Below are 25,510 nucleotides of genomic sequence, written 5' to 3' on the forward strand. Positions count from 1 at the left end.
CTAACTTAGTGGCCAATTTTATGGTTGATTTTAATGGCTGCTTTATTTGATACGTTGTTTTTCCAGCTTTCGCGCTAGTGTTCGCCGATGCATTCCCAGGCGGCGCGCCGTCTCAGAGATATTAAAATCTGTCTCCACCAAAACTTCATGAATACGTTCCCATTCCAGCGTCTTGATCGACGTCACGCGGTTGGGTATTTCGACTTCGGTCACGCCAGCAACATGGCCGAAGGCAGCTTCAATATCGTCCGTGTTTGAAGGCTTGGCCAAATATTGACACGCGCCGAGTTTAATGGCCTCCACCGCCGTGGTAAGACTAGCGAAGCCAGTCAGCACCACGATCAACATCGCGGGATCGTGCTTATGAAGCAGTTGGACGCAGACCAGCCCGGAGGTGTTGCTGTTAAGTTTGAGGTCGACTACCGCATAGCCAGGCGTATGCAGAAGCAATAATGCGGCAACTTCCACCAGGTTTGCGGCAAGCAATACGGTATAGCCGCGACGCTCGAACGAACGTCCAAGGGTCCGCGCAAATGCGGCGTCATCTTCAACGATCAATAATAGACGCTCAAGGCGGTCAAGGGGGTCAGTCGACATTCAGGGCTGCCTCTTCGAGACTGATCGCAGCAAGCGGTAAGCTGAGTTTTACCGCCGCGCCACCCTCTTCCCGATTGCGTGCGTCGACGGTACCGCCCAATTTTCTGGCAACATTCACGACAAAAAACAATCCCAGCCCACCGCCCGGTCGCCCTTTGCTGGACTGATAAGGCTTGCCTATCTGCGTTAGCATCGCTGGGGCAAATCCGGGACCGATATCGGTCACCAATAACGTTAATGCATCGGCTTCACGCGTTGCTTCCAGGCATAGCCAGCGGGGAGAAGCTTCGAGGGCATTATCCAATACGTTACAAATCATTTGTTTCAATGCAGAGTCAAACACCACCGGCATATCATGCTCTATATGATTTTTATAGACAAAAGTGACGATGGCTCGGGTAGCACGAAAATCTTCGACAAGATCACTCAAAAAAGTATTGATGGTGGTCTTTACAGATGATTCCCCACGTGCTTCTCCGGCTGACAGCAGGATGCCGCTAACGATGGACTTGCAGCGGGTTAGCTGGGTCTGCATTTCACGGATTTCTTCCAGCAATTCACTATTTTGACTGAATTCGGGCATACGCCTCCAATCCCCAAGAATGACGGATAACGTCGCTAAAGGCGTACCCAGCTCATGCGCGGCACCGGAAGCTAACAGGCCCATCCTCACGATATGGTCTTCCTCGGCGGCGCGCTGGCGCAAGTCGGCGAGTTGGGCATAACCGGCACGAAGATTGCGACCAATGCGCGTGATAAAAATCACCAGTAACGCAGCGATCAACGCAAAGCAGATCAGCATTCCTTCGACATAGAGGTTAGACAATCCATTGCCATGATCCGGTGGTAATGTCAGCGGATCGGAAAATAAAGAAAGACTAGCCAGGCAGGCAATGGTGATAACGACGATCGTCCAGGTCGACCAGGCTTCGAGCAACACAGCACTCAAAATCACCTGTAATAAATAGAGAAACGCAAAAGGATTGGTGGTGCCGCCGCTAAGATGCAACTGGAACGTCAGGGTCCCAACATCCACCAAAAGCGCAAGAAAGAGCTCACCGTTCTTCACCACGCGCTGTTCATGCCAACGCAGGTGGCTGGCGATGTTAAAGGCAATCAGGCACGCCAATACCTGTAGCATCTGCGGTAAAGGAAGGTGGATATCAAAACCGAGAATCACAATAGCGATGGTTGTGATCTGTCCAAACACTGCAATCCAGCGCAGTTGAATTAACTGCAGCATGTTGTTGTGCCCTGCGGCATTTTCAAAGCCCGTCGCTTCCGCCCATAACTCTTTTAAGTTCGTTGTTGGGATAAGGGTGTCATTTTTTGTTGGCATCTTCACTTTCACGATTGATGCCGGGGCCGGAGCCAATAGCCCTGCCAACATTTTCGCGGCGCACACGAAGCAAGCGCAGGTCGTCGCGCACAACCCAGAATCCAGCGCCCGCTAACATCAATGCGAGTGCGAACCAGGTTAACGCATACACCAAATGATTATTGGGAAAAGCAATTACCGTCAAACCGGCAACCGGTTGACGCGACCTGTTGGCGTCGCCCTTTTCCGTTGAAGGCAGGTTGCCTGCTTCCTGGTCTATAAAGTAAGGTGCCACAGAGCGCAGGCCGCGCGCCAACGCAATGGCGTGAACATCACGGGAATACCAGCGATTATTTGCAGGGTCGTTATGGCGAAGAAAACCACCACCTGGCTCGCTCATACGAAGTAACCCCGTTACCACCGAATTGGCGGAATTATCAGGGTCGGCGGAGTTGGTGAATGGAGCGGAGTTCAATACTCCGGCGCTATCGTGTTTGTCTTGGAAATTGGGAAGAACAAAGCCACGATTAATCAGTGTGACGCTGCCATCCTCGCTGCGCAACGGTGTAAGTAGCCAAAATCCGCTACCAAAGTCAGTTGAAGCTTGAACCCGCACCGTGAGTGGATAAAGAAACTTTCCGGTTACGCGCACATGGCGATACTCGTCGGCATCCGCATTGATGCCTGACCATTGCGCTAAACCCGGAGCGGCTATGGCGGGAGCGTGAACTCTCTGGTCGACGCGTTCTATCAGGTCGAGTTTCCATTGCAGGCGCTTGAGTTGCCAGGTACCAAGTGCGACAAAGCCTAAAACCAGCAGAGCGGCACAAATTCCTAAAAAAATACGAATGGCCGCAGGCCGGGAGCGAGGAGAAGCATCCCGGGCAGCTGATGTTACAGGCCGTCCCGGTGATTTATCGCCCGCCGTACCACGCGGCACAGGGTTCATGGCATATTGTGCATGTTGTGCATTTTGCTCATGTCCTTCGACTCGGGAGCAGATTGCAGAATTGATTCAGGAACAGTCTCTTGTGCAGATTCCGTCATCACGCCGGGCATCATGTTGTGATTCAGATGGTACATCACCCAAACTGAACCGCTTAGCATGATAAAGACCAGCATCACCGTGAAGATCAACGCCAACATTGACCAACCACCTTCGGACTTTGTGTTCATGTGTAAGAAATACACCATGTGCACGACGATTTGAACCGCGGCGAACCCCAGCACAACCAGGCCAGTGGTACTCGACTTGTCGAATACTTTGCCGATCACCAACCAAAACGGAATCGCAGTCAAAATAACTGCCAGCACAAAGCCCGTAACATACGTTCTCAGGCTGCCATGGTCGACGTGATCATCTTCATGGTGACCATGTTGGGGGCCGTGCGCAGGATGTTCTTGATGTCCGCTCATGGCAGCACTCCCATCAGGTAGACAAAGGTGAAGACGCCGATCCAGACAACGTCAAGAAAATGCCAAAACATGGAGAGACACATCAACCGACGGTTGTTTTCTGGTGTAAGGCCATGGCGACGCACCTGAAACATCAGTGTCGCCAGCCATACAATGCCGAAACTCACGTGCAGACCATGTGTCGCTACCAGGGCGAAGAAAGACGTCAGGAAACCACTGCGTTGCGGTCCCGCTCCGTCATGAATCAAATGGATAAATTCATAGAGTTCAAAGCCGATGAAACAAGCACCCAGCAGGCCAGTAATCGCCAACCAGATCATCGTAGCGCGCACCCGTTTGCGCTGCATTTCCAGCATCGCAAAACCATACGTAATCGACGAGAACAACAGCAATGCCGTATTCAACGCCACCAATGGAAGGTCGAACAGTTCGGCACCGGTGGGGCCACCGGCATAGTTACGTCCCAGTACGGCATAGGTCGCAAACAATGCGGCGAACACCAGACAGTCGCTCATCAGATAGAGCCAAAATCCCAGTAGTGTGCCGTTTTCCGGGTGATGCTCGGTCACGTAAAAATGCGAGCTGGGGACAGCGCCTGCAGCGCTAGCGGTTGACGTAGAAAGTTCAGACATGGCTACCCAGCAGTCGTGTGCGCGCATCTTCCACGCGGACGACTTCGTCCACCGGAATGAAATAATCGCGGTTGTAATTGAAAGTATGAACAATGACCGCAGCTAGCATCGCTACGAAGCCGACCCCAGCCAGCAACCACATGTGCCAGATCACGGCAAAACCGACCACTGCGCTGAGAGCCGCAATGATAAATCCGGCGCTGGTGTTCTTCGGCATGTGGATCGCGACAAAGCCCTCTTTTGGTCGCTCGAAATTTTCGCTTTTCATATGTGTCCAGGCGTCATTATCGTGAACCCGCGGTGTGAATGCGAAGTTGTAGTCCGGCGGCGGTGAAGACGTCGACCACTCCAGCGTGCGGCCACCCCAAGGATCGCCAGTAGTATCGCGCAATGATTCACGACGACGGTAGCTCACAACCAATTGCACAATGAATGACCCGATGCCCAGTGCGATCAGGACCGCACCAAACGCGGCAATCTGGAACCAGATTTGCAATGACGGATCTTCAAAGCGGCTCAAACGTCGTGTGACACCCATCAGCCCGAGTACGTAAAGTGGCATGAAGGCAAAGTAGAAGCCGATCGTCCAGAACCAGAAGCTGCACTTGCCCCAGAAGTCATCGAGCTTGTAGCCAAATGCTTTCGGGAACCAGTAGTTAATACCGGCAAACATGCCGAACAGTACGCCACCGATAATCACATTATGAAAATGCGCAATCAGGAACAGACTGTTATGCAACACGAAGTCGGCTGGTGGAACCGCCAGCAGCACGCCGGTCATACCACCGATAACGAAAGTGATCATAAAGCCCATGGTCCAGAGCATTGGCACTTCAAAGCGAATCCGACCGCGATACATGGTGAATAACCAGTTGAAAATCTTTGCTCCGGTCGGAATCGAGATAATCATCGTCGTAATACCGAAGAATGAATTGACGCTCGCTCCTGAACCCATGGTGAAAAAGTGATGTAGCCAGACCAGATAGGACAAGATCGTAATCACCACGGTAGCGTAGACCATCGAGGTATAACCAAACAACCGCTTGCTACTAAAAGTAGCGACGACTTCCGAAAACACACCGAACGCAGGCAAAATCAGAATGTATACCTCAGGATGGCCCCAGATCCAGATCAGGTTGACGTACATCATGGCGTTGCCGCCCATGTCGTTGGTGAAAAAATTGGTTCCGACCGTGCGATCCAGCGCCAGCATGCCCAGAACAGCGGTGAGAATAGGAAAGGCGGCGACAATCAGTACGTTGGTGCACAATGCTGTCCACGTGAAAATCGGCATTCTCATCATGTTCATGCCCGGCGCACGCATCTTGACGATGGTTGCCAGCAAGTTGATACCGGACAGCAAGGTTCCCACCCCGGCAATCTGTAATGACCAGATGTAATAGTCGACCCCCACATCCGGACTCGCCAATATGCCTGACAACGGCGGATACGCTAACCATCCCGTACGTGCAAACTCACCGATGAATAAAGACACCATGCACAACACGCCACCGAAAGCGGTCATCCAGAAGCTGAAATTGTTCAGGAATGGGAAAGCAACGTCACGGGCGCCAATTTGTAGCGGCACCACATAGTTCATCAAACCGGTTACCAACGGCATGGCAACGAAAAAGATCATGATGACGCCATGCGCCGTAAAAATCTGGTCGTAATGATGGGGGGGGAGAAAGCCGTCCCCGCCGCCGAAGGCAAACGCTTGTTGCGCCCGCATCATCAAGGCGTCGGTGAAGCCACGCAGCAGCATAATTAAACCAAGGACTATATACATGACACCGATGCGTTTGTGATCGATGCTGGTAAACCAGTCGCGCCACAAAGTTCCCCATAGACGGAAATAGGTTATCGCAGCAAACACTGCCAGTCCGCCAACACCGACCATAATGAAAGTGGCAAGCAGAATAGGTTCGTGATAGGGAATGGCGTCCCAGGTGAGACGGCCGAAGATAAGCTTCGTCAGATTAATGTGGTCTAGCATCGTTACTTTCCGAGGAAAAAGAGGAACGCGGCGCTTGCTGCTGTGCCGTTGTCTGCAGGGCGGCGCGCTACACAGCCCTCTTGTAGGGATTTACTCATGAGGGGCATCCATCTTCATTCCAGTCGCCATCATCTTGTCCATACACAACTGGTTCGGCTCAACGCACCGATTCACGATTGCATGATAAAGGTCAGCATCGACCGTGCCGTAATGACGCACTGGATCTCTTTGACTAGGTTTTTCGAGTTGCAAATAGTCGACACGCTTTAACGTATCGCCGCTTGTTTTAGCTGATTGCACCCATTTATCAAAATTATCCTGAGTCATGCCATGAAACTTGAAACGCATGTCCGAGAAGCCTGCGCCGCTATAATTTGCGGAGAATCCCTCGAACTCGCCGGGCTTGTTAATCACAGCATTAAGCGATGTCTGCATGCCGGGCATCGCATAAATTTGACCAGCGAGTGCAGGAATGAAAAATGAATTCATCACTGAAGACGCGGTGATTTTGAAGTGAATCGGGACATCGACAGGCGCCGCTAATTCATTGACGGTGGCAATGCCTTGTTCTGGATAAATGAACAACCATTTCCAATCGAGTGCCACCACTTCAACCGTTAGCGTCCTGGTCTCTGCGGGAATCGGGCGCGTGGCATCCAGGCGGGTTAGTTTTCTGTATGGGTCCAGCGTATGGGTGCTGATCCAGGTCAACAAGCCAAGCGCGATAATGATGAGCAGCGGTGCTCCCCAAATCACCAGTTCAAGCTGCGTCGAGTGGTCCCAATCCGGTTCGTAGGCCGCTTTGGTGTTATTTTTACGATAGCGCCATGCAAACAATATCGTGAGCGCAATCACCGGTACGATGATTAACAGCATCAACAATGTTGAGACGACGATAAGGTGGCCTTGCTGATTGGCTATATCCCCCGATGGGTTCATTAGCACCGTATTGCAGCCGGCCAACAAAAAGGCGGGTAAGAGTATCCATCCGCGACGAGCAATTAGAGAAACCATGCAGGAATATTCCAGTCGAAGCAACAAAATATGATAATGTACCTCTAGCGGTATGCCTTGGCAATTGGACGTTTTGTCCTACCCTCGCTAGCGACATTAGGGTTGGTCCCGTTCAATACCGAAACCTAATTTGAGAACTAATCATGACCAGCATTCACATCCATAATAGCGAACTTCCAGCCGATTTTAATCTAGATTCGACGCGTTCTGATGTTCACCACAAGAAATCCGATCACACCCAGATCGCGCCGGGTGAGATTGCCATTGGCGTGGTCATTGGCCGCGCTTCGGAATACTTTGACTTTTTTGTCTACGCCATGGCGTCGGTTCTGGTGTTTCCGTCGGTTTTCTTCCCATTCGAATCCCGACTGGAAGGAACGTTGTATGCCTTCGTCATATTTTCGTTTGCCTTCCTTGCGCGACCGTTTGGCACCATTGCTTTCATGGCGATCCAGCGCAAGTTCGGGCGCGAGGTAAAGCTCACAGCCGCACTCTTTATGCTAGGAATTTCGACTGCCGGCATCGCTTTCCTTCCTGCATACGAACATTTGGGTTTTGCCTCGATCGTCATATTGTCTCTGTTGCGTATCGGACAAGGCATTGCTGTCGGCGGCTCATGGGATGGCCTACCCTCCTTGCTGGCGCTTAACGCCCCGCAGAATCGACGCGGCTGGTACGCCATGCTTGGTCAATTAGGCGCTCCGGTGGGATTCATGATTGCTGGCAGCCTGTTTGCCTACATGTTATCGAACCTGACTACCGACGATTTTCTTGATTGGGGCTGGCGTTATCCTTTCTATGTCGCGTTTGCTATTAACGTTGTGGCACTTTTTGCGCGCTTGCGCCTGGTTTCTACCAACGAATACGCCCGTTTGCTCGACGAACGCGAATTGGAGCCGACCAATGCTATTGAGATGACCAAATCACAGGGACGCAATCTGATCATTGGTGCGTTAGCGGCGTTGGCCAGTTATGCTTTGTTCCACTTGGTCACCGTGTTTCCACTCAGCTGGATTACATTATATTCATTGCGTTCGACCAGTGAGTTTTTGGTGATTCAGGTAATCGGTGCAGGCCTCATGGCGTTAGGGGTGATTGCTTCCGGACTAATTGCTGATCGCTTAGGCCGTCGGACCACGCTCGGAGGCTGCGCAATATTGATTGCGGTGCTCAGCGGGTTTATTCCGACGTTAATGAACGGCGGCGAACTTGGACAGAACATCTTCATCCTGATCGGCTTTAGTTTGTTGGGCTTGTCTTACGGTCAAGCCGCAGGGGCCGTAACCTCCAATTTTCTTCCCAAATATCGCTATACCGGTGCGGCCCTGACATCGGATCTGTCATGGCTGGTAGGCGCAGGGTTCGCCCCATTGGTGGCGCTTGGACTATCCGCCCATTTTGGCCTCGCCTATGTCAGTTTTTACCTGTTATCGGGTGCCGCGTGTTCATTGGCAGCCTTGAGCCTCAATCGGGCTTTAGAGATTCGGGATTAATAGACAACTGGCTACCTAAGGCTCTGATCTTGAAGCAATTTAGCTGGAATAGTTAGTCGCGTTATAAGCAAAAATTTCAAGCACGCCACTGTTGTTGTTCGATCTAATGAAATGCCGAGAATAGTCTTCTCGGCATTTTTTTTTGCCAAAACTACACCTTGCAAAATCTATCATTTCAACTAGACTTATCAAATAACAATGTTGTATTAAATACAACACTGTTGGTGATTGAATAAAACTGCATTTTCACGGAACATTTGTTGATGAAATAAGTCTAGCAACAAACGCTTCACATATATTTACACTCATCACATCAGGTCTGACGTTTTTGGAATCAACTTTCAATACAGGGAGAGATCATGAAAATCAAGCTGACCGCAACCTGCCTTGCAATTGGTGTTTTGCTGGCACCGATGGCGCATTCTGCTGACGACGATGTAAGTACGCATTCAAAACCAGGACTGGTCGTTAAAGATTCCGTTATTACCACCAAAATAAAATCCAAATTGACTGCTGAAAAGATGTCCTACGCAAAAGATATTAAAGTCGAGACGGACAGTAATGGCGTGGTGAGATTGAGCGGGACGGTCGCTACCAGAGCGGAAATGAACCGAGCCGAATCCATCGCAAAAGATACAGACGGCGTCAACTCCGTTCGTAACTCTATCAGAGTCACTGGAGACAACTAGGAGTTCGCGGGTTCAAGTAATCCTATCGACGTCGATCGGTCAAATTAAACACGTGGATGGAGGAAGAAGTGCAGCCGATGTTGGTTTCACCATCTCTATTCAGTATCCGCACAACAGGACCTGATTATCGATAACAAAAGTGTGAAAAAAGTAGCCTTATTTTGACTAATCCATCTTTACAGGGAGCGAATATGTTAACCAAACCTTTAATTATTTCGACCATGATCATTGCAACCTTGTTGGTCGGCTGCAAGAAAACAGGCGACTCATCGGCAGCGGACTCATCCCCGGCGGCATCCATGACGGCGCCAGCAGTGGACACCACCCCGGCGACGCCGGCACCGGCCCCTGCTGATTCGACCTCGCCTTCACCTAACGCGCCTGCGATGGCACCGGGTGCAACTTCGACGCCTTCAGCCGCAAGCGATGGTACCAGCACGAATTCATCTCCTTAAGAACATGGACTAATTAGCTGCCGACAAAAAATACGGATGTTTTAACGTCCGTATTGCGCACCTGAATTCCACCTGAGGGCATCTCTATTTGCACATGCATTTGTACATCATGGAATCCGGTTAGAGACAAGATGCAGTCATCGATAAATGACATTTTCAGGAGGTTGCGTTCATGAAAGCGATCAATCTCATGCTAATCGTTTTAAGTCTGACGTCAACCGACATCGCATTAGGGCAAAATCCCGCTCCAGGTGACATCCAACCGGCCGAATCGGCGCCCTCTTCTGGCGTCAACGTTCATGAGAAAAATCAGAGCGGTTACAGGTATGTCTGCGGTGGCGTGGGTTCGGATGAGTCAGCCTATCTGAAACAGATCGCTAAAAATTACGATTTAATGTCAACCTTTGCCCGTCGCGACGGCAGCTATCTCGCGGATATCAGGATTGCTATCAAGGATAAGAATGGCCAGATGCCGCTCCAATTTACCTGTTCCGGGCCGATGATGCTGATCAGTTTTCCGCGTCCCGGCACTTATCAAATCCAGGCTGAAGTTGGTGACAGCAAGATTGTGGAAACCGTTCAGATCCCAGCAAAAGGCCAGGCCCATGCAAAGGTTTTTGAATGGCCCGCCAACTAATAGACGAAGATTTTTTGGTATGGTTTTTGAGCTGCTTTCAGTCATAAATTCAGCATGGAAAGCATCTTTACTGCCTTTTTTCTTGAGGGGCAGCGCACCACTATAGACGGGGCGCAATTTCAAACAACAAGCATCGGTAATTCCCTAGATTAACAAATGCACAGATGCAAGAAAAAACCGTCACCTGAGATGTGTGTTCCACTAATTTGTGAGGTTCGTATGCCCAAAGAATTTGTCTACAAGCATAGTCCAACTGAAGCGCCGAAGGCTTCGTCCAATGTAGCGCCTGATCGGGGACGGAGAAACTTCATGCAATCGGCGATGTGGGCCGCTACGGCTGCGGCCGCACCCACAGTGATGGCGCAATCACAGAATACCGTGGAAAAAAGTCGCCCTTCCGACGCCGAATTGCTTCTAGTTCCACCGCAACCAGTAACGTTAAACATTAACGGCATGCGGCATCAATTATCACTTGAGCCACGAACCACGTTACTCGATGCCTTGCGCGAAACAATTGGATTAACCGGCACAAAAAAAGGCTGTGACCGCGGACAATGTGGTGCGTGCACCGTGATCATCGACGGTCAACGCATCAACTCATGCCTCTCACTGGCCGTTATGCAAGATGGCAAAGCAATTCAAACCATCGAAGGCCTGGCGCAGGGAGAAAATCTACATCCCCTGCAAGTGGCATTCATCGATTGCGATGCGTTGCAATGCGGTTATTGCACCCCTGGACAGATATGTTCGGCAAAAGCGATGTTGGATGAATTGCGCGCCAATACTGCCAGCGCAGTAACGCCGGACGTCCGATTACTGTCGGTATCTTTTACGGACGATGAAATCCGTGAGCGTATGAGCGGCAATATTTGCCGCTGCGGCGCGTACCAGAACATCGTCACGGCGATTCGACAAGCGATTGTTATGCCACATAGCGAGACTTAACCAGCGGAGTCCTCATGCAATCTTTTTCCTACGATCGTGCGACAAATCTCGAGCAGGCTATAAAGCTGGGAGCGCAACCGGGTGCGAAGTTTATCGGTGGCGGCACCAATTTGCTGGACTTAATGAAAGGTGGCGTCGAGCGACCTCTGAAGATAGTGGATATCACGCATCTGGCGATGGCTGATATCGTGGAACTACCGGATGGTGGTGTGCGAATCGGCGCTTTGGCCCGCAACAGCGATACGGCTAATCATCCACTCATAAGACAACGCTATCCTTTGCTGACGCAGGCATTGCTATCCGGCGCTTCGCCGCAGTTACGCAATATGGCAACGATCGGAGGGAATTTAATGCAGCGTACACGCTGTTATTATTTTTACGATACCGCGTTCGATATGTGCAATAAACGCATTCCGGGTTCTGGATGCGGCGCTAAAGAAGGCCATAATCGCATTCACGCCATCCTCGGTGCCAGTGAACAATGCATCGCAGTGAATCCGTCCGACATGAGCGTTGCGCTGGCGGCGCTGGATGCTATCGTCACTGTGCGAAGCCCGCAAGGTGAACGGCGCATCCCGTTCGATGCATTCCACCGGCTGCCCGGCAACACACCAGAGCTGGACACTACGCTAATGCCGGGTGAGTTAATTACGGGGATCTACTTGCCGCCATCGCCGTTTGCAATGCACTCCCATTACCTAAAGATTCGCGACCGCGCTAGCTATGCATTTGCGCTGGTTTCTGTAGCAGCCGCGGTAGAACTGCGCGATGGCGTGGTACGTTCGGCTCGGCTGGCATTGGGCGGTGTGGCCCATAAACCCTGGCGTGCCATCGATGCAGAACAAGTTTTGCTCGGTCATCCTTTAGATGACAATGCGCGCGCTAACGCAGCGGCGATAGCTGTACGCGGCGCGCATGGATATTCTGAAAATAATTTCAAAATTGCGCTGGCGCAGCGCGCGATAATTCGTGCGCTGCACATAGCGGGACAGCAGGCGGGACAGCAAGGAGCGATTGTATGAATACAATAGGCCAGGCAATAAGCCGCACTGATGGACATGCGAAAGTGACCGGCACGGCACTCTATTCTGCGGAGCACCCGTTGCCACGTATGGCCCATGCAGTGCTTGTCACCAGTACCATTGCCAGCGGCAGCATCATGTCCATTGACTCAGCGCACGCAGCCAGCATGCAAGGCGTCTTAATGATAATGACGCATGTGACAGCGCCCAAACTCCCGGCTGGCGGTAAGGGAGGTGCGGGCTCCCCGCCAGCCGGAAGAATATTAAACTTGCTGCAGGATAACCGGATTTATTACAACAATCAGCCGATTGCCGTGGTGGTTGCAGATACATTGGAACATGCCGCAGCGGCGGCGCAGCAAGTTCGGTTTACTTTCAAAAAGGAAGATGTTTTAGTCGATTTTGCGGTCGCAAAAAATAATGTTTTCTCGCCAAAAAAAGCAAAAGATGAAGCTACCGATACCAACAGAGGTGATCTCGAAGCGGGACGGCGTGGCGCCGCGGCGTTGGTCGATGCGGTCTACAGCACGCCGATGGAACATCACAATCCGATGGAACCCCATGCAACGATTGCGGCGTGGGATGGCGATCATTTAACCCTTTATGATGCCACCCAATATGTCTCTGGCGTACGAACCACCGTGTCCAAAACGCTGGGAATATCACCAGAAAACGTACGCGTTATTTGTCCCTACGTTGGCGGAGGCTTCGGTTGCAAAGGGTCGACCTGGTCCCATGTGGTGTTGGCGGCGATGGTCGCGCGCGAAATGGGACGCCCCGTGAAGTTGTCACTCGAACGGCCTCAAATGTTTGGTCCGGTTGGACATCGTCCCAATACCGAGCAACACTTCATGCTGGCGGCAAACACCAGCGGCAAATTCACTGCAATGCAGCACGCAGTCATCGCTTCCACCTCATTCATGGAAGACTGGCTGGAGACGGCGGCATTGACAACGCGCATGTTGTACGATTGTCCTAACCAGCAAACCAGCCATCGCTTGACGAAAATTCATACTGCGACACCTACCTTTATGCGCGCTCCGGGCGAAGCGAGTGGCACCTTTCCGCTAGAATCTGCTATTGATGAAATGGCGTACGCGTTGCAGATAGATCCAATCAGCTTGCGACTCCAAAACTACGCTGACAAGAATCCGGAAGATGGTAAGCCGTGGTCAAGCAAATCATTGCGCGAATGTTACCGCACCGGCGCCGAGCGCTTTGGTTGGGCCAACCGCACGCCACAGCCTCGCTCCATGCAAAAGAATGGCATGCTGGTGGGCATGGGCATGGCAACCGCAACCTACCCGGCCAATCGGAGTCAAGCTTCAGCAAGCGCGACCATTCTGGCGGATGGGTCTGCCATCGTCCGTTCGGGATCGCAGGATTTAGGCACAGGCACCTATACGATCATGACCCAGGTAGCGGCGGATGCGCTCGGCTTGCCGCTCAATAAAGTGCAATTTTTGTTGGGTGACTCTCAAATGCCGAAAGCGCCGGTGTCCGGCGGTTCGCAATCGGCCGCTAGCGTTGCACCCGCAGTAAGGGCTGCGGCGCTGGCAGCTCGCCTGCAACTTATTAATCTGGCTATTGCCGATCCGGGATCGTCGCTGTCTGGCGTGCCGCTGGAAAATATTTTGGTCGAGGACGGTTGGCTTTCATCCAGCACCGATCCAAAGAGACGAGAATCCTTTGCTGCTGTCATTGCACGTCATGGCGGTTCCCCGGTCGTGGCAACGATGGATGCAAAACCTGGTGATGAAAAAAAACAATACGCTTTTCATTCATTTGGGGCGGTATTTGTGGAAGTCCATGTTGATCCCGATCTGGGTACAACCCGGGTCGAACGCGTGGTGGCCAGTTATAGTATCGGTCAGTTACTTAATGCAAAGACGGGACATAGCCAATTGATGGGCGGTATCGTTTGGGGAATCGGGATGGCCCTGATGGAAGAAACCAATATTGATGCGCGCTTTGGTCGTGCCGTCAACGGCAATCTTGCCGAATATCATGTTCCGGTCAATGCTGACGTACACTCTATCGAGGTCATGGTCGTGGATGAAAATGATCCCCATATTAATTCATTGGGTGCGCGAGGTATTGGAGAAATTGGGATTACCGGCGTCTGTGCGGCAATCGCCAATGCCGTTTATCACGCGACCGGCAAGCGGGTTCGTGATTTGCCGATTACTTTGGATAAGGTGATGACTTAGGGCGAATCTGGCGTCGAAAGGCATGTTAACACAGCGCATTAGCAGAGCTGGTCATCATTTTCTTGTGCGTGATCCGATCTGTCATTGGGACGTCCTAATGACCCAAATTAGCACTGACCTGCACCGAGATTGCGTCCTTCAACAGCGATCAAAGGTTCGCTATTGAAGGAGCGACTTTAGAATGGTCTGTACGTGATTTGCTCAGTTTACAAGCGCATGCGCGCCCGATTCTTTAGAAATGTGCGTTAATGATTTTGGCTAAAGCTAAATGTGGCCGGCTTCAATTATTCAACAGAAGCTGCAGAATGATGCCGGTCCCAATAGCGGCCAAAACATAGTCCCCCCCGGTTTGGACCCAATGATAGCCGCGCGGTGGGGCACTTAGATGGTGCCCGCGCCAATCGTCGACCACATATTGATTGTTACGATATTCTGGAGGAAGCCGCTCTCCGCGGTGAAATTGATGCTCAGGGCCGGCTCCCCGTTCGTCTCTGCGAGCATCGAAGTTATTATTGCGGTGATCGTTTCCCCTGCGGTCGTTACCATGTTGCATTTGATCATTGCGCCCTTGATTATCGTGGTCTCGGTCGTTACCATGTTGCATTTGATTATTGCGCCCTTGATTATCGTGGTCTCGATCATTCCGATTCCCGTAATCCTGACCGAAAGCCAATCCTCCCGCAGACAATGATAATGCCATGACGGTGGAAATAAATATTTTACTTTTCATGCTGGACTCCATTATGTTGTGAAGCTTTATGCGCATGCAGCAATGTGGCGAACACCATATGCTGATTCCGAAGAGACCCGCCCTAAACGACTTTGATTGATCGTTAAGATTGAAAAAAAAGTCTCTGAATATAGACCGATAAAACGTGAGACAGTTCATTACTTAGAAGTAATAGCTTGGGCGATCGTCAACCCACCATTCTTTAATCGAAACGAATCCTGTTTGAAAATGGACCGCGCAAGTTCAAAATAGCCCACTTGTCTTCACCTGCTTTGATGCATCAATTATGCGATGGTTGCGAAGCGAACCGTGGGTGTATTACCCCAATTTTGCACCAATACGCCAAGACAGCGGCCATTAGTAACATCACCATCGAAGTCAACATGGCCCACCGTATGTTGATAATGATGTCTGAGGTGGAACCAGAGGCGATCAATGCGCCGAAAATGGCAACACCCATCGCGCCGCCAACTTGTCGCGCGGTATTGAGGATAGCAGACGCGGTGCCCGCCTGATGCCGTTCCACGCTCGATAAAATTGAGGTCGTCATTGCCGGGACCGCCAGTCCCATACCGGCGGGAATTAGTGCCAACCCCGGCAACATCTCAAGAAAGGTGGAACTCGTCGATATTCCGATTGCCCCCAGCATCGCATACCCCGCCGCGCCAATCAGCCCGCCCAACATCATGGGTATACGCAAGCCGGTACGCGCCACCATCCATCCACAAGCGATATTCGAAATGATAAACGTGCCGGTGAGCGGCAGAAAAATCAGCCCCGCCTGCAGGACAGAAAATCCACGTACTTTTTGTAGATAAAAACTTAAAATGAAAATCACGCCGTAATACGAAAAATTGACCAGTACGCCAAACAGGACCGCTCCGGAAAAACTGCGCTGACGAAACAAACGCAACGGCAACATCGGTGCCTTTGAGCGTTGTTCAACGATCAAAAATGCCGCGCCGGAAATAAAGGCCAGAGCAAAACCGGCTTGCACAAAATGGTGCGATATACCCAGCGGCTCAATCTCAATGACCGCACCTATAAATCCGGTCAGGGCGACAATTGCTAATAACTGACCTGGCACGTCGAATGAGCGTCCGGTGTCTTTGCTCGGCATAAGCGGCACGATTTTACGCGTGAGCAAAAATCCGGCAATACAAATGGGAACATTGACCCAAAAAATGCTGCGCCACCCAATACTGGACACGAGTAAACCACCAACCACAGGTCCGGCGGCTATCGAAACACCGCCAGCTGCGGTCCACCAGCCGATAGCCTTGGCAAGTAACTTTTTATCGTGTGCGTAAGCGAAATTAAGAATCGCCAGGGAACTTGGTACAAGTAATGCGGCACCCACCCCCTGCACTGCCCTTGCAATATTGAGCGAGGTAGCATTCGGGGCCAGGGCGCAGGACAAAGAAGCCAATGCGAAAAGCACGAACCCGCAGAGGAAGACGCGTTTGGAGCCGAACTTGTCGCCCATCACGCCGCCCGACAAGAGAAAAACAGCAAAGCCCAGCGTGTAAGCGTCGACTACCCACTGCAGATCACTTACGCTGGCCCTCAGTTCCTGGCCAATCTGCGGCAAAGCGACGTTCACAATGGTCACATCTAACTGAACAATGACAAAAGCAAAGCTCGTCGCTAATAAAATTCCCAGTGAAGGCGACTGTGCCGATTTCATCGTTGATTCCTTATCGATTGCATTCAACAGCCTTACGATAGCCGGATGCTGGTGGTAATTTATAAAAATAAATAGCCCCGATGATAAGCTGATTTCGCCATTTCAGCGCATCTGAATCGACACGCAAGTTATTAATATAAAATTTCTTTGAAGAAATTTTATATTAATATCAGAAAGATAGAGAACACTATCCGCGGGGGCCATAAACGACATCAACGGTGATGTCCGCTGGTTGATAGCAAAGGATTGATTACCCCTCTGTCCTCTTTTATTGCTCCATCGTTCACCCCAACGTTACTCCAGAGTATTGCCTATTTTTAATCTTTCACTAAATCCAGTTGATATGTTATTCTGTGATTGTTTTGTTAACTAAATTCCCATAGGCAATCCAAGTGAAAAAAATTACTTCTGCGTCGCTACCGGGGTATGTAATGGTTCTGTTTGTGATTTGCCTATTGATGTTTGCAGGAATAGCCATCAATAATTATCAAAACCTACAGAATCTGAAACAAAATAATGAGGAGATGGAGCGTAGTTGGAGCGTTAAGGATCACCTTAAGAATATTAATATATTGATAATTGACGCAGAAAGCAGCCTGCGCGGATATTACATATCGGGCGACCAATCCTTCCTCATTCCATGGAGGACCGCGAAAGAACAATTAGATCCGGAATTTTCTACCTTAGCGACGTTGACTGATGGCAATCCCACCCAGCAACGATACCTCGCCAGTCTGCGCATCTTATTTGATCGGAAGCTCAAAAAATTTGACGAAGGGGTTTCATTATTTGAAACCGGAGGTTTGCAGGACATTGTCAAGAGAGTAAAAATCGGCGAAGGAAAAGAAATCATGGACGAAGTGCGCGCACTCGAATTTGTCATGGAAAAAGATGAATTGGAATTATTGGCGTCGAGACGTGGTCGCTTCTATCTGGAATTCAATCGCGCATTGTGGGTCGGGACTAGCATCAATTGTCTCGGATTAATCATTCTCATTTTGTTTTACCGGATGATCCAAACGAACTTCACCAGACAGCGTGTTGTAGAAAATCAACTAAAACTGACGAATGAAAATCTGGAGTCCATAGTGTTTTCCCGGACTGAGCAACTGTCCGTATTATCCCGGCATCTGTTAAAAGTTTCAGAAGACGAAAAAGCACAACTGGCGCGTGAACTACACGATGAAATGGGATCGACTTTAACCGTAATTGGCATGACGTTATCGAATGTCACATCGGAGTTGGAAAAAACCGCGCCGGCAATCGCCAATAAATTACTCAGAGCTAAAGAGGCCTTGCAAGAAACGGTAAGCGTCAAGCGCCGCATCATAGAAAATTTACGACCGAGTATGTTGGACAATTTAGGCTTGAGTGCATCAATAGAAAACCACTGTGAAAATATCACTAACATGGCGGGACTCATTTATGAAACGGATATCACGGAAGATTTTGACAATATCGATCCGGCCTGGGCGATTGCCTTGTTTCGCATAGTACAAGAGTCGCTCAATAATGTTATGAAGTACGCTAACGCTTCCACTATAAAAATTACATTAAAACGAAGTCCAGGCGGAATCTGGTTGCAAATACTCGATAACGGCATAGGCATTCCAGATGATGCGATTACCAAGCCAAAATCGCACGGATTGTTAGGAATGCGAGAGCGGGTCCTGTTGTTAGGAGGAACCTTCGCCATCGGTCGTCGCAAGGACGCCAGTGGAACTTCAGTTGAGGCTTTCATCCCAGCTTCATGACCCATCTTTGATCGGAAAGCGGGTTTCCCTTCTGGCGCGCCCGAGTTGATTCTCTATTCGGACCGAGGCAGTCAATATTCCAGCGCCAAATATTCGACTTGGTCAGCAGACCATCGATTTTTGCGAACCGCGACTTTCCGGCCCTTTCTCTAAGGAAGCTAATACGGCTCACTGCGTAGCGGCAACTGTTTCTTCACGCTTCTAATACCAAAACCGTGATCAGACTCACCCGGCAAATATTAAGTACAGGATATTTGATCAATGTAGGTCTCCTCCTACGCGTATTAAATCCGTCGACTGATCGTACGATCCCCGTAAAAATTTTAAGATAATAATTTGACAGCAAAATATCAACATTCGCTGCGCGATACGGAAGCGCGTATTTAGCAAATTAACCTATTATCAGGAGAACTGTTATGCGAGCACTGGTCTATCATTCGAGCAATAACGTCAAAGTCGATACCGTACCAGACCCTGTTATCCAGGAGGCGGACGACATAATATTAAAGGTAACGGCGACCGCCATTTGCGGATCTGATTTGCATCTTTATCGCGGCAAAGTACCAGGAATGAAAGAAGGGGACATTCTTGGACATGAATTTATGGGAATTGTTGTCGATGCAGGCCCCGGCGTGACAAATTTAAAAAAAGGCGACAGAGTGGTAGTTCCCTTCGTAATTGCCTGCGGTAGCTGTTTTTTTTGCGATATGCATTTGTTCTCCGCCTGCGAAACCACCAACCCGGACCGCGGTACCATCATGAACAAAAAGAGCTTGCGATCCGGCGCGGCGCTGTTTGGTTTCAGCCATTTCTATGGCGGCGTCCCTGGCGGACAAGCAGAATATGTGCGAGTGCCGAAAGCGAATGTCGGACCGATCAAAATTCCTGACACTTTAGCCGACGAACAGGTTCTTTTTCTGAGCGATATTTTGCCGACCGGCTATCAAGCGGTATTGAACGCCAACGTTGGCGAGGGATCTTCTCTGGCGATTTTTGGTGCTGGCCCGGTTGGGCAAATGGCCGCCGCATCGGCGCGCATGTTGGGTGTTGATCGTATATTTATGGTGGATCATCATCCCTACCGGCTTGAATTTGCCCGTGCCCAATATGGCGTGATCCCAGTCAATTTTGATGAGGTCGATCCGGCCGCATTCATTATCGACAATACCTCGTATCGCGGCGTGGACGCCGTGATCGACGCCGTCGGTTTTGAAGCCAAGGGAAGCACTATCGAGACCGTAATGGCGACGTTGAAACTTGAAGGCAGTAGCGGTAATGCCTTGCGTCAGTGCATCGCCGCTGTGCGCCGCGGCGGCATGGTCAGTGTCCCCGGTGTGTATGCCGGGTTCATTCATGGGTTCCTTTTCGGCGATGTTTTCGAGAAGGGCATTGGGTTTAAGACCGGACAAACGCATGTGCAACGGTTTATGCCGGAATTATTGGAATTTATTGAAGCGGGAAAGCTGCGCCCTGAAACTATTATTTCGCATAGGATGAAGCTCGAAGAAGCGCCGACCGGATATCGTATGTTCGATAAGAAAGAAGATGAATGTCGAAAGATTGTGTTGTCGCCATAATTCTGCTTTTGCGTCTCCCGATTAGGCACGGGTACGCAACGGGAACATGTGAACAAGCAGCTCTAGGGGGACAATGGTTGATTAAGTGGACGTGAGCCTCCTCTGCCCGCAACCTAAGTAAGGTGAAGACGCAGTAATAGCGTGGCAGAGAAGGCTTTTCCGGTGATAGCGGTGCTTTGTCTCGCTCTATTGCGCTCTGATCGTGAATAGGCCAATCATGCAGAATTTGCGGACAAGCTCTTCGAGGACATTATCGGATTTTATAATTAATCGATATTGCATTCAATTATTTATCTGTCACCTTTGGCTTTTGAGCCAAAAACTTCTCAAAAACCTCATGTGTTATCTCGTTGCTGTTGGCCCCAACAGCATGCTTATTTACGGCGCAAAGGAACAAAAAATTATCGTTTCTTTTGCGGTCTGACTTGCTGACATGATAAGCGCATCGCTGCATTCATGCGATTCCACAGCGCGTCATGCTGCCCTCCTTTTTTAGCCACTTCCTTCTCAGCGATATTGGGGTCTAAGTTGGGGGATAAATTTGGGCCTGGGATATCCTGGTTTAGATGAGGGCGTTGTAAAAATTTATCTTCTTCGCGAAACAATGGGCCACGAGGCATAATTCATTCCATTTCAAACAAGATGATTGGGGGCCACCTACAATTTTTATTTTTTTGTGCTCTGAAGAAATCAGAGACGGCGGAATATGATTTGGGCCGAGTGAAGACAGACCAGGTTAAACAATTTATTATAATTTCTGACGAATGGGAAGGAGAAGCGCAATTCAAACCACCACAATTCAGACTCAATAAACCCTACAAAGTTTCAATAAAAATTGAAGATCGGCTTACTTTATTCAGTACAACCAACAGGATAATCTTGTTGCAGATTATGAACCGCCGAGTTACACCTTGCGTATTAATGATTTTGAAATATTGTTCTGTGTGCGAAAGGTTTTCGTCTACTTTCGTTACTGTGTCTCAATAGTTTTACAGCAGATTAAAAAGGCTCACCCTCCGTCCCGAACGTGAGCCTAGTCATGAGCAGGTACTGGATTTTGTACCTGGCGTGCGTTAAGGATTTTGAATATTTGAGGCTTGTTTTCCCTTGGGGCCTTGCGTAACGTCAAACGTTACTTTCTGTCCTTCTTTTAAAGTTTTAAATCCCCCCATTTGGATTGCGGAGAAGTGAGCAAACAAATCTTCCCCTCCGTCGTCTGGGGTAATAAAGCCGAAGCCTTTTGAGTCATTGAACCACTTGACGGTACCCGTTGCCATAATGCATCCTTCCAAGTCAAAACACCGAACGAGCTAATGTGACATCAGTGAAGCGATATCTGTTTAACTCTCCTCTAATTACAGGCCACATATTGTGGCCTGTCACTATTCTCCTGTTTTAAAGTCACTCAAAATCATTCATCCCCATGTTCCTGCAACTTGCCGCAAGGCTTCTTTATTTGGCGGCAATCGCTCGAGCGGTTTGAATTAATGATCACTGAGACGACAATAAAACTAATGTAGCAAGGCAAGCAAAATGATAATCGGAATAGGAATGCCAATAAGCCATAGAAGTATTGAGCCCATAATGTTCTCCGGTAAAAAAATGTAAGATGGTGCGCTGTTCAAAAGTAGTCTGACGAGAAAAAGGTGAGATGCAAGCCTACCGTGCCGCCCGCTCCCAGACCCGATCACGTTGCTTTCCGCCCATCGTCGCCATCAAGCTAGCGAAGAACGCTCCCAGTAATAGCGCTACAAAAATCCACAATGCTGACTGCGCGGCGGCTTTACGAGCGGTATCAGCCGTTTGTTTGGCAGCATTTTCGGTATCTGTTTTTGCTTTTAACATGCGTGCATAAACATCATCCACGCGCTTGTCGGCATCGGCTCTGGACATACCAGTCACCTGGGAAACTTGCTGCGACAAATATTGCTTATCATCGGGCGACAAGCTGCCGGTACGAAGATCGTTAGCAAAAATTCGCACTACTTCAGCACGCAGGGGGGCGTTATCGCCGATTCGTCCGGCGGTTGACGAAGGCATCGCAAGCGTTCCCGTTGCACTGGTACCCGTTGGCATTGCGCCATTCCCGTTCGTACTCACATTAGCGTTAGGGTTTGAACTGGCATTGTCGGTGGACATGGTGGTTGCGTTGTTAGCTGAATTTGGCCGCAACAGCATATCTGAGAAGTAGCTCACCGAATTAGCGCTCGCCCCCACTGTGGCACCCACGGTTGTTGCCGCTGCACCGCCGACATCAATCGCGCCACTCGTGACGGCACGTAATGCACCGGTCACGAACAAAGCGGTCAGCAAAGTTGCCACAGCCCATGCTAATAGTCCGTGCGCGGTATCGCGAAAGTAGACTTCTGTGGTGTGCACGCTCGACCATTTCACGCGAAGGCGACCTGCCATATAACCGCCGATTCCAGCGGCAGCGAGTTGGGTGAACGCGAGCCAGATGATCGTGGCCTTGCCCATAGGTACGGAATTGGTTGACCAGGGCGACACCGCAGATAATCCTAGACCACCGCCCAGAATAAATAGCACGAGAGATAAGGCCGCCGCAGCGGCAGCACCGGCAAATACCGCGGCCCACGAAACACCAGAATTATTCCCATCAAAGGCAGCATAGCCCCTATCAACTTCGAGCGGATTTAAACCGGCAACTCTGGGTTGAGCATCCATCTGACTCTCCTCAATATGTCTAAAAAAATGAAATTAAATTGATGCTACTCGGCGGAAACCTACTAGCTCGGCGTACGGCAGATTTTGTGCCCAACCGCACGAAAAAACGTTCCGCTCCCAAATTACGGTTAGAGATTATCGGCCCCTGTAGTTAGCAGATATCGGCGAAACACTGATTTTTCTGTAGGAAACGGCGAAACACCGATACGACTCTGCCATGGTTTTCTTATCGCTTGACGCTGTGCCTCGATCGCTCTGCAAAATGATACGAGCGGGTAACTAAATGCGCACGCAGCGGGCTTTACTTTTTTTAAATGGTCTTCTACATTTAAATTCATCAACGGGAGACTATCTTCGCCACTGCTTTACTTTATTCAAAGGAGCAACATGGACACCAGCGAAAATAAACCACGCTTCAAAGATGCCATCACCATGCTTGTGCATGATCACGACACGGTGAAAGCAATGTTTAAAAAATATGAGGGATTGGGCGAGAATGCCTACGTTGGCAAGAAAAATTTGGCGGACGAGATATGTTCTGCATTGAGCGAGCATTGCGTCATAGAGGAAGAGATTTTTTATCCAGCTGTTCGACGGGCGTTAAAAGAAGGGCCTCCCTTGGTTAATGAAGCCGTCGTTGAACATGCCGGCGCCAAGGAACTGATCGCCCAACTACAGGCGATGTCGGCAGACGATGAGCTGTTCGATGCCAAGGTAAAGGTCTTGTCTGAACAGATCGATCACCATGTAAAGGAAGAAGAAGGTGAAATGTTTCCGGAAGCGAGAAAGTCACATCTAAACCTCGTTGATTTAAGGGATCAAATGATAGAGCGAAAAGACCAGTTATCTGCGGAGGGTATCTAGAACCAAATTTCAACCGCAACTAGACGCTCGCCGGGAGCTATCTCTCAGCTCTCCACCTGCGTCCGTCAACCCGGCTCTTTGACGGGATGGCTTACTGGTCAGATTAGTCCTTAAATTAGTCCTGATGCATGTATGGGCGGTATTGCGAAAACACTAGTTGCGATACCGCCCTATCCTTTCTCCTCGCTCTTCCGCCATTACCGGCTGTGTCCTCATGACAGTTGTACTGCCAACGGGCGGAACAATATTCAAAAGCCGCGTAAAACAACAGGCTGATAAAAACAATTCGGCGTCGTCCTTGGTTACTTCAACATAGCGTAAAACATAGCTATAACCGAAATCGCCATGACGGCTGTGCACACCCAACCTAACGTTTTTAGTCGCGTGCTGATAACGAACACACCCATCACTTCTGACCGCGTTGCCATCAACATCATCACGCACATAATCGGCACCGAAATGACGCCATTGAGCACTGCGCTCCAATACAGCGCCTTAATTGGATCGATGCGGGTAAAGCAAAGTGCAACTCCGAGTAACGTCGAAATCGCAATGATGCTGTAAAATTTTTTCGCCATCATGGGCTTTAGTTCAAGGCTATTCTTCCACCGAAAAGCACCTGCCATTGCGTACGCCGCGGACCCTGCCAGCACAGGAACGGCTAAAAGTCCGGTGCCTATGATGCCTGCGCTAAAGAGCCAGAACGCAAATTCTCCGGCAATGGGACGCAATGCGGCGGCCGCTTGCGCAGAGGTTTGAATATTTGTTATGCCATGTTGATTCAGGGTTACCGCTGTGGTTAGAATAATGAAATATGCAACAATATTAGAGAAACCCATTCCGACGAATGTATCAATCTTTATGCGATGAAAATTTGCAGGTGCCTGCTCAGGGGCGATTTTCAAAGGTTTGGCCCGTACATCGGCTATCTGCTCTTCCACCTCTTGGGACGTTTGCCAAAAGAACAAATACGGGCTGATGGTCGTGCCGAATATCGCCACGACCGAAGTAATAAATTCTGGCTTCCAGCTTAAGCTGGGGAGGAACGTTTTTTCTAGCACGTGCGTCCAGGGAATGTGGACAACGAACGCGGTCGCCACATAGGCCAATAGCGCCAGCGTAAGCCATTTCAACACGCGAACATAGCGATTGTAAGGAACAAAGATTTGCAGGATGAGCGACAAAATGCCAAATCCCAGCGCAAATAGATGTGCCGGGCCGCCAGCCAGCAACTTCAGCGCTTCTCCCATTGCTGCAATATCTGCAGCAATGTTGATGGTGTTGGCAATCAGTAACAGCCCCACGATGACGTAAAGCAGCCATGGTGGATAATACCGACGAATATTGGTGGCTAGACCATGCCCGCTTACACGACCTATTTTGGCGCTGATAATTTGAATTCCCACCATCAAAGGATAGGTGAGTACCAGCGTCCAGAGCATATTTACGCCAAACTGGGCGCCTGCCTGGGAGTAGGTGGCAATGCCACTAGGATCATCATCAGCAGCACCGGTAATCAGTCCAGGACCGAGTTTTTGAATCCAGGTTTTTTCAGGTTCGACGCTAGTGCTATCCACTGGAATATTCTCCCCTCGTTTTGAAAAGGCAATTGTGCTATCCAGCAAAATAATACGACAAAAGCAAAAAAATACATATCCACTGTGACGAAAAAATACAACGATCATTAACCTTAAAGCCTGATGCGCCTTAAGCGGTTAAATAGCGTTGCATATAGAAATTTCTTTTAAATGGCCGAATTGACCGGTTCGCTTAAAAGTGGAAATAGCGA

The 25,510-nt window shown here is 49.9% G+C and carries 22 protein-coding genes; 9 read left to right on the top strand and 13 right to left on the bottom strand.

From position 1 onward, the window contains the following. Nucleotides 1–42: 42 nt before the first annotated feature. The 7 genes from JQN73_RS20350 to cyoA form a co-directional block, all read right to left on the bottom strand. Complete coding sequence (locus JQN73_RS20350) at nt 43–597, bottom strand: response regulator transcription factor (RefSeq protein ID WP_205320739.1); 555 nt, start codon at nt 595–597, stop codon at nt 43–45. Beyond that, nucleotides 587–1,936 (bottom strand): ATP-binding protein, encoded by a 1,350-nt coding sequence (locus JQN73_RS20355; RefSeq protein WP_205320740.1) that lies wholly within the window; start codon nt 1,934–1,936, stop codon nt 587–589. Before JQN73_RS20355 ends, JQN73_RS20350 begins: the two co-directional genes overlap by 11 nt. Further along, complete coding sequence (locus JQN73_RS20360) at nt 1,920–2,864, bottom strand: SURF1 family protein (protein WP_205320741.1); 945 nt, start codon at nt 2,862–2,864, stop codon at nt 1,920–1,922. Before JQN73_RS20360 ends, JQN73_RS20355 begins: the two co-directional genes overlap by 17 nt. Continuing rightward, on the bottom strand, nt 2,861–3,331 hold the full coding sequence (cyoD, locus tag JQN73_RS20365) for a cytochrome o ubiquinol oxidase subunit IV (RefSeq protein ID WP_205320742.1): 471 nt from the start codon (nt 3,329–3,331) through the stop codon (nt 2,861–2,863). The genes JQN73_RS20360 and cyoD overlap by 4 nt, the downstream gene beginning before the upstream one ends. Beyond that, entirely contained in the window at nt 3,328–3,963 is a 636-nt protein-coding gene (gene cyoC, locus JQN73_RS20370; RefSeq protein ID WP_205320743.1) for a cytochrome o ubiquinol oxidase subunit III, read from the bottom strand. Before cyoC ends, cyoD begins: the two co-directional genes overlap by 4 nt. Beyond that, entirely contained in the window at nt 3,956–5,959 is a 2,004-nt protein-coding gene (gene cyoB, locus JQN73_RS20375; protein ID WP_205320744.1) for a cytochrome o ubiquinol oxidase subunit I, read from the bottom strand. The genes cyoC and cyoB overlap by 8 nt, the downstream gene beginning before the upstream one ends. 90 nt (nt 5,960–6,049) lie before the next feature. Continuing rightward, nucleotides 6,050–6,973, bottom strand: a complete 924-nt coding sequence (gene cyoA, locus JQN73_RS20380) for a ubiquinol oxidase subunit II (RefSeq protein WP_205320745.1) — start codon at nt 6,971–6,973, stop codon at nt 6,050–6,052. Between the two features lie 143 nt (nt 6,974–7,116). Between cyoA and JQN73_RS20385 the strand changes: the two genes are divergently transcribed. Both JQN73_RS20385 and JQN73_RS20390 read left to right on the top strand, forming a co-directional pair. Further along, nucleotides 7,117–8,466: an MFS transporter gene (locus JQN73_RS20385; RefSeq protein WP_205320746.1), complete on the top strand. Its 1,350-nt coding sequence runs from the start codon at nt 7,117–7,119 to the stop codon at nt 8,464–8,466. 359 nt (nt 8,467–8,825) lie between these two features. After that, nucleotides 8,826–9,155 (top strand): BON domain-containing protein, encoded by a 330-nt coding sequence (locus JQN73_RS20390; RefSeq protein ID WP_205320747.1) that lies wholly within the window; start codon nt 8,826–8,828, stop codon nt 9,153–9,155. A 124-nt stretch (nt 9,156–9,279) separates the two neighbouring features. Here JQN73_RS20390 and JQN73_RS20395 read toward each other — a convergent pair whose 3' ends face one another. Then, nucleotides 9,280–9,594 (bottom strand): hypothetical protein, encoded by a 315-nt coding sequence (locus tag JQN73_RS20395; RefSeq protein ID WP_205320748.1) that lies wholly within the window; start codon nt 9,592–9,594, stop codon nt 9,280–9,282. A 188-nt stretch (nt 9,595–9,782) separates the two neighbouring features. Here JQN73_RS20395 and JQN73_RS20400 point away from each other — a divergent pair, with 188 nt between their 5' ends. The 4 genes from JQN73_RS20400 to JQN73_RS20415 all read left to right on the top strand — a co-directional run bounded on the left by JQN73_RS20400 (nt 9,783) and on the right by JQN73_RS20415 (nt 14,424). After that, a complete protein-coding gene (locus JQN73_RS20400; protein WP_205320749.1) occupies nt 9,783–10,247 on the top strand; it encodes a hypothetical protein in 465 nt (154 codons plus the stop codon). A gap of 219 nt (nt 10,248–10,466) precedes the next feature. After that, the gene (locus tag JQN73_RS20405; RefSeq protein ID WP_205320750.1) at nt 10,467–11,192 is read left to right on the top strand and encodes a (2Fe-2S)-binding protein; all 726 of its coding nucleotides are present in this window, start codon (nt 10,467–10,469) and stop codon (nt 11,190–11,192) included. A gap of 14 nt (nt 11,193–11,206) precedes the next feature. Further along, entirely contained in the window at nt 11,207–12,214 is a 1,008-nt protein-coding gene (locus tag JQN73_RS20410) for a xanthine dehydrogenase family protein subunit M (protein WP_205320751.1), read from the top strand. Next, a complete protein-coding gene (locus JQN73_RS20415) occupies nt 12,211–14,424 on the top strand; it encodes a xanthine dehydrogenase family protein molybdopterin-binding subunit (protein WP_205320752.1) in 2,214 nt (737 codons plus the stop codon). Before JQN73_RS20410 ends, JQN73_RS20415 begins: the two co-directional genes overlap by 4 nt. A 280-nt stretch (nt 14,425–14,704) precedes the next feature. Here the strand turns inward: JQN73_RS20415 and JQN73_RS20420 are convergent, their stop codons facing one another. Together JQN73_RS20420 and JQN73_RS20425 are read right to left on the bottom strand one after the other, a co-directional pair. Further along, a complete protein-coding gene (locus JQN73_RS20420) occupies nt 14,705–15,154 on the bottom strand; it encodes an RcnB family protein (RefSeq protein WP_205320753.1) in 450 nt (149 codons plus the stop codon). 280 nt (nt 15,155–15,434) lie between these two features. Beyond that, nucleotides 15,435–16,841 (bottom strand): MFS transporter, encoded by a 1,407-nt coding sequence (locus JQN73_RS20425; RefSeq protein ID WP_205320754.1) that lies wholly within the window; start codon nt 16,839–16,841, stop codon nt 15,435–15,437. 392 nt (nt 16,842–17,233) lie between these two features. Here JQN73_RS20425 and JQN73_RS20430 point away from each other — a divergent pair, with 392 nt between their 5' ends. Together JQN73_RS20430 and JQN73_RS20435 are read left to right on the top strand one after the other, a co-directional pair. After that, nucleotides 17,234–18,595, top strand: coding sequence for a CHASE3 domain-containing protein (locus JQN73_RS20430; RefSeq protein ID WP_205320755.1), 1,362 nt, complete (start codon nt 17,234–17,236; stop codon nt 18,593–18,595). Nucleotides 18,596–19,011: 416 nt separating this feature from the next. Next, the gene (locus JQN73_RS20435; protein ID WP_205320756.1) at nt 19,012–20,172 is read left to right on the top strand and encodes a zinc-dependent alcohol dehydrogenase; all 1,161 of its coding nucleotides are present in this window, start codon (nt 19,012–19,014) and stop codon (nt 20,170–20,172) included. A gap of 1,073 nt (nt 20,173–21,245) precedes the next feature. Here the strand turns inward: JQN73_RS20435 and JQN73_RS20440 are convergent. Both JQN73_RS20440 and JQN73_RS20445 read right to left on the bottom strand, forming a co-directional pair. After that, a complete protein-coding gene (locus JQN73_RS20440; protein WP_168057001.1) occupies nt 21,246–21,449 on the bottom strand; it encodes a cold-shock protein in 204 nt (67 codons plus the stop codon). A 382-nt stretch (nt 21,450–21,831) separates the two neighbouring features. Further along, the gene (locus JQN73_RS20445) at nt 21,832–22,857 is read right to left on the bottom strand and encodes a hypothetical protein (RefSeq protein ID WP_205320757.1); all 1,026 of its coding nucleotides are present in this window, start codon (nt 22,855–22,857) and stop codon (nt 21,832–21,834) included. A gap of 387 nt (nt 22,858–23,244) precedes the next feature. Between JQN73_RS20445 and JQN73_RS20450 the strand changes: the two genes are divergently transcribed. Then, the gene (locus tag JQN73_RS20450) at nt 23,245–23,721 is read left to right on the top strand and encodes a hemerythrin domain-containing protein (protein WP_205320758.1); all 477 of its coding nucleotides are present in this window, start codon (nt 23,245–23,247) and stop codon (nt 23,719–23,721) included. Between the two features lie 302 nt (nt 23,722–24,023). Here JQN73_RS20450 and JQN73_RS20455 read toward each other — a convergent pair whose 3' ends face one another. Beyond that, nucleotides 24,024–25,298, bottom strand: a complete 1,275-nt coding sequence (locus JQN73_RS20455) for an NRAMP family divalent metal transporter (RefSeq protein WP_370551269.1) — start codon at nt 25,296–25,298, stop codon at nt 24,024–24,026. Nucleotides 25,299–25,510 lie beyond the last annotated feature (212 nt).

The sequence above is a fragment of the Glaciimonas sp. PAMC28666 genome, assembly GCF_016917355.1.
In the GTDB taxonomy this organism is placed as follows: domain Bacteria; phylum Pseudomonadota; class Gammaproteobacteria; order Burkholderiales; family Burkholderiaceae_D; genus Glaciimonas.

What these genes read in the sequence shown, in the direction of transcription:
- JQN73_RS20405 (WP_205320750.1), top strand. Translation starts at nt 10,467, where the DNA reads ATGCCCAAAGAATTTGTCTACAAGCATAGTCCAACTGAAGCGCCGAAG.
- JQN73_RS20355 (WP_205320740.1), bottom strand. Translation starts at nt 1,936, where the DNA reads ATGCCAACAAAAAATGACACCCTTATCCCAACAACGAACTTAAAAGAG.
- JQN73_RS20445 (WP_205320757.1), bottom strand. Translation starts at nt 22,857, where the DNA reads ATGGATGCTCAACCCAGAGTTGCCGGTTTAAATCCGCTCGAAGTTGAT.
- JQN73_RS20390 (WP_205320747.1), top strand. Translation starts at nt 8,826, where the DNA reads ATGAAAATCAAGCTGACCGCAACCTGCCTTGCAATTGGTGTTTTGCTG.
- JQN73_RS20410 (WP_205320751.1), top strand. Translation starts at nt 11,207, where the DNA reads ATGCAATCTTTTTCCTACGATCGTGCGACAAATCTCGAGCAGGCTATA.
- cyoA (WP_205320745.1), bottom strand. Translation starts at nt 6,973, where the DNA reads ATGGTTTCTCTAATTGCTCGTCGCGGATGGATACTCTTACCCGCCTTT.
- JQN73_RS20360 (WP_205320741.1), bottom strand. Translation starts at nt 2,864, where the DNA reads ATGAACCCTGTGCCGCGTGGTACGGCGGGCGATAAATCACCGGGACGG.
- JQN73_RS20385 (WP_205320746.1), top strand. Translation starts at nt 7,117, where the DNA reads ATGACCAGCATTCACATCCATAATAGCGAACTTCCAGCCGATTTTAAT.
- JQN73_RS20400 (WP_205320749.1), top strand. Translation starts at nt 9,783, where the DNA reads ATGAAAGCGATCAATCTCATGCTAATCGTTTTAAGTCTGACGTCAACC.
- JQN73_RS20420 (WP_205320753.1), bottom strand. Translation starts at nt 15,154, where the DNA reads ATGAAAAGTAAAATATTTATTTCCACCGTCATGGCATTATCATTGTCT.
- JQN73_RS20415 (WP_205320752.1), top strand. Translation starts at nt 12,211, where the DNA reads ATGAATACAATAGGCCAGGCAATAAGCCGCACTGATGGACATGCGAAA.
- JQN73_RS20350 (WP_205320739.1), bottom strand. Translation starts at nt 597, where the DNA reads ATGTCGACTGACCCCCTTGACCGCCTTGAGCGTCTATTATTGATCGTT.
- cyoC (WP_205320743.1), bottom strand. Translation starts at nt 3,963, where the DNA reads ATGTCTGAACTTTCTACGTCAACCGCTAGCGCTGCAGGCGCTGTCCCC.
- JQN73_RS20450 (WP_205320758.1), top strand. Translation starts at nt 23,245, where the DNA reads ATGGACACCAGCGAAAATAAACCACGCTTCAAAGATGCCATCACCATG.
- JQN73_RS20440 (WP_168057001.1), bottom strand. Translation starts at nt 21,449, where the DNA reads ATGGCAACGGGTACCGTCAAGTGGTTCAATGACTCAAAAGGCTTCGGC.
- cyoD (WP_205320742.1), bottom strand. Translation starts at nt 3,331, where the DNA reads ATGAGCGGACATCAAGAACATCCTGCGCACGGCCCCCAACATGGTCAC.
- JQN73_RS20425 (WP_205320754.1), bottom strand. Translation starts at nt 16,841, where the DNA reads ATGAAATCGGCACAGTCGCCTTCACTGGGAATTTTATTAGCGACGAGC.
- JQN73_RS20435 (WP_205320756.1), top strand. Translation starts at nt 19,012, where the DNA reads ATGCGAGCACTGGTCTATCATTCGAGCAATAACGTCAAAGTCGATACC.
- cyoB (WP_205320744.1), bottom strand. Translation starts at nt 5,959, where the DNA reads ATGCTAGACCACATTAATCTGACGAAGCTTATCTTCGGCCGTCTCACC.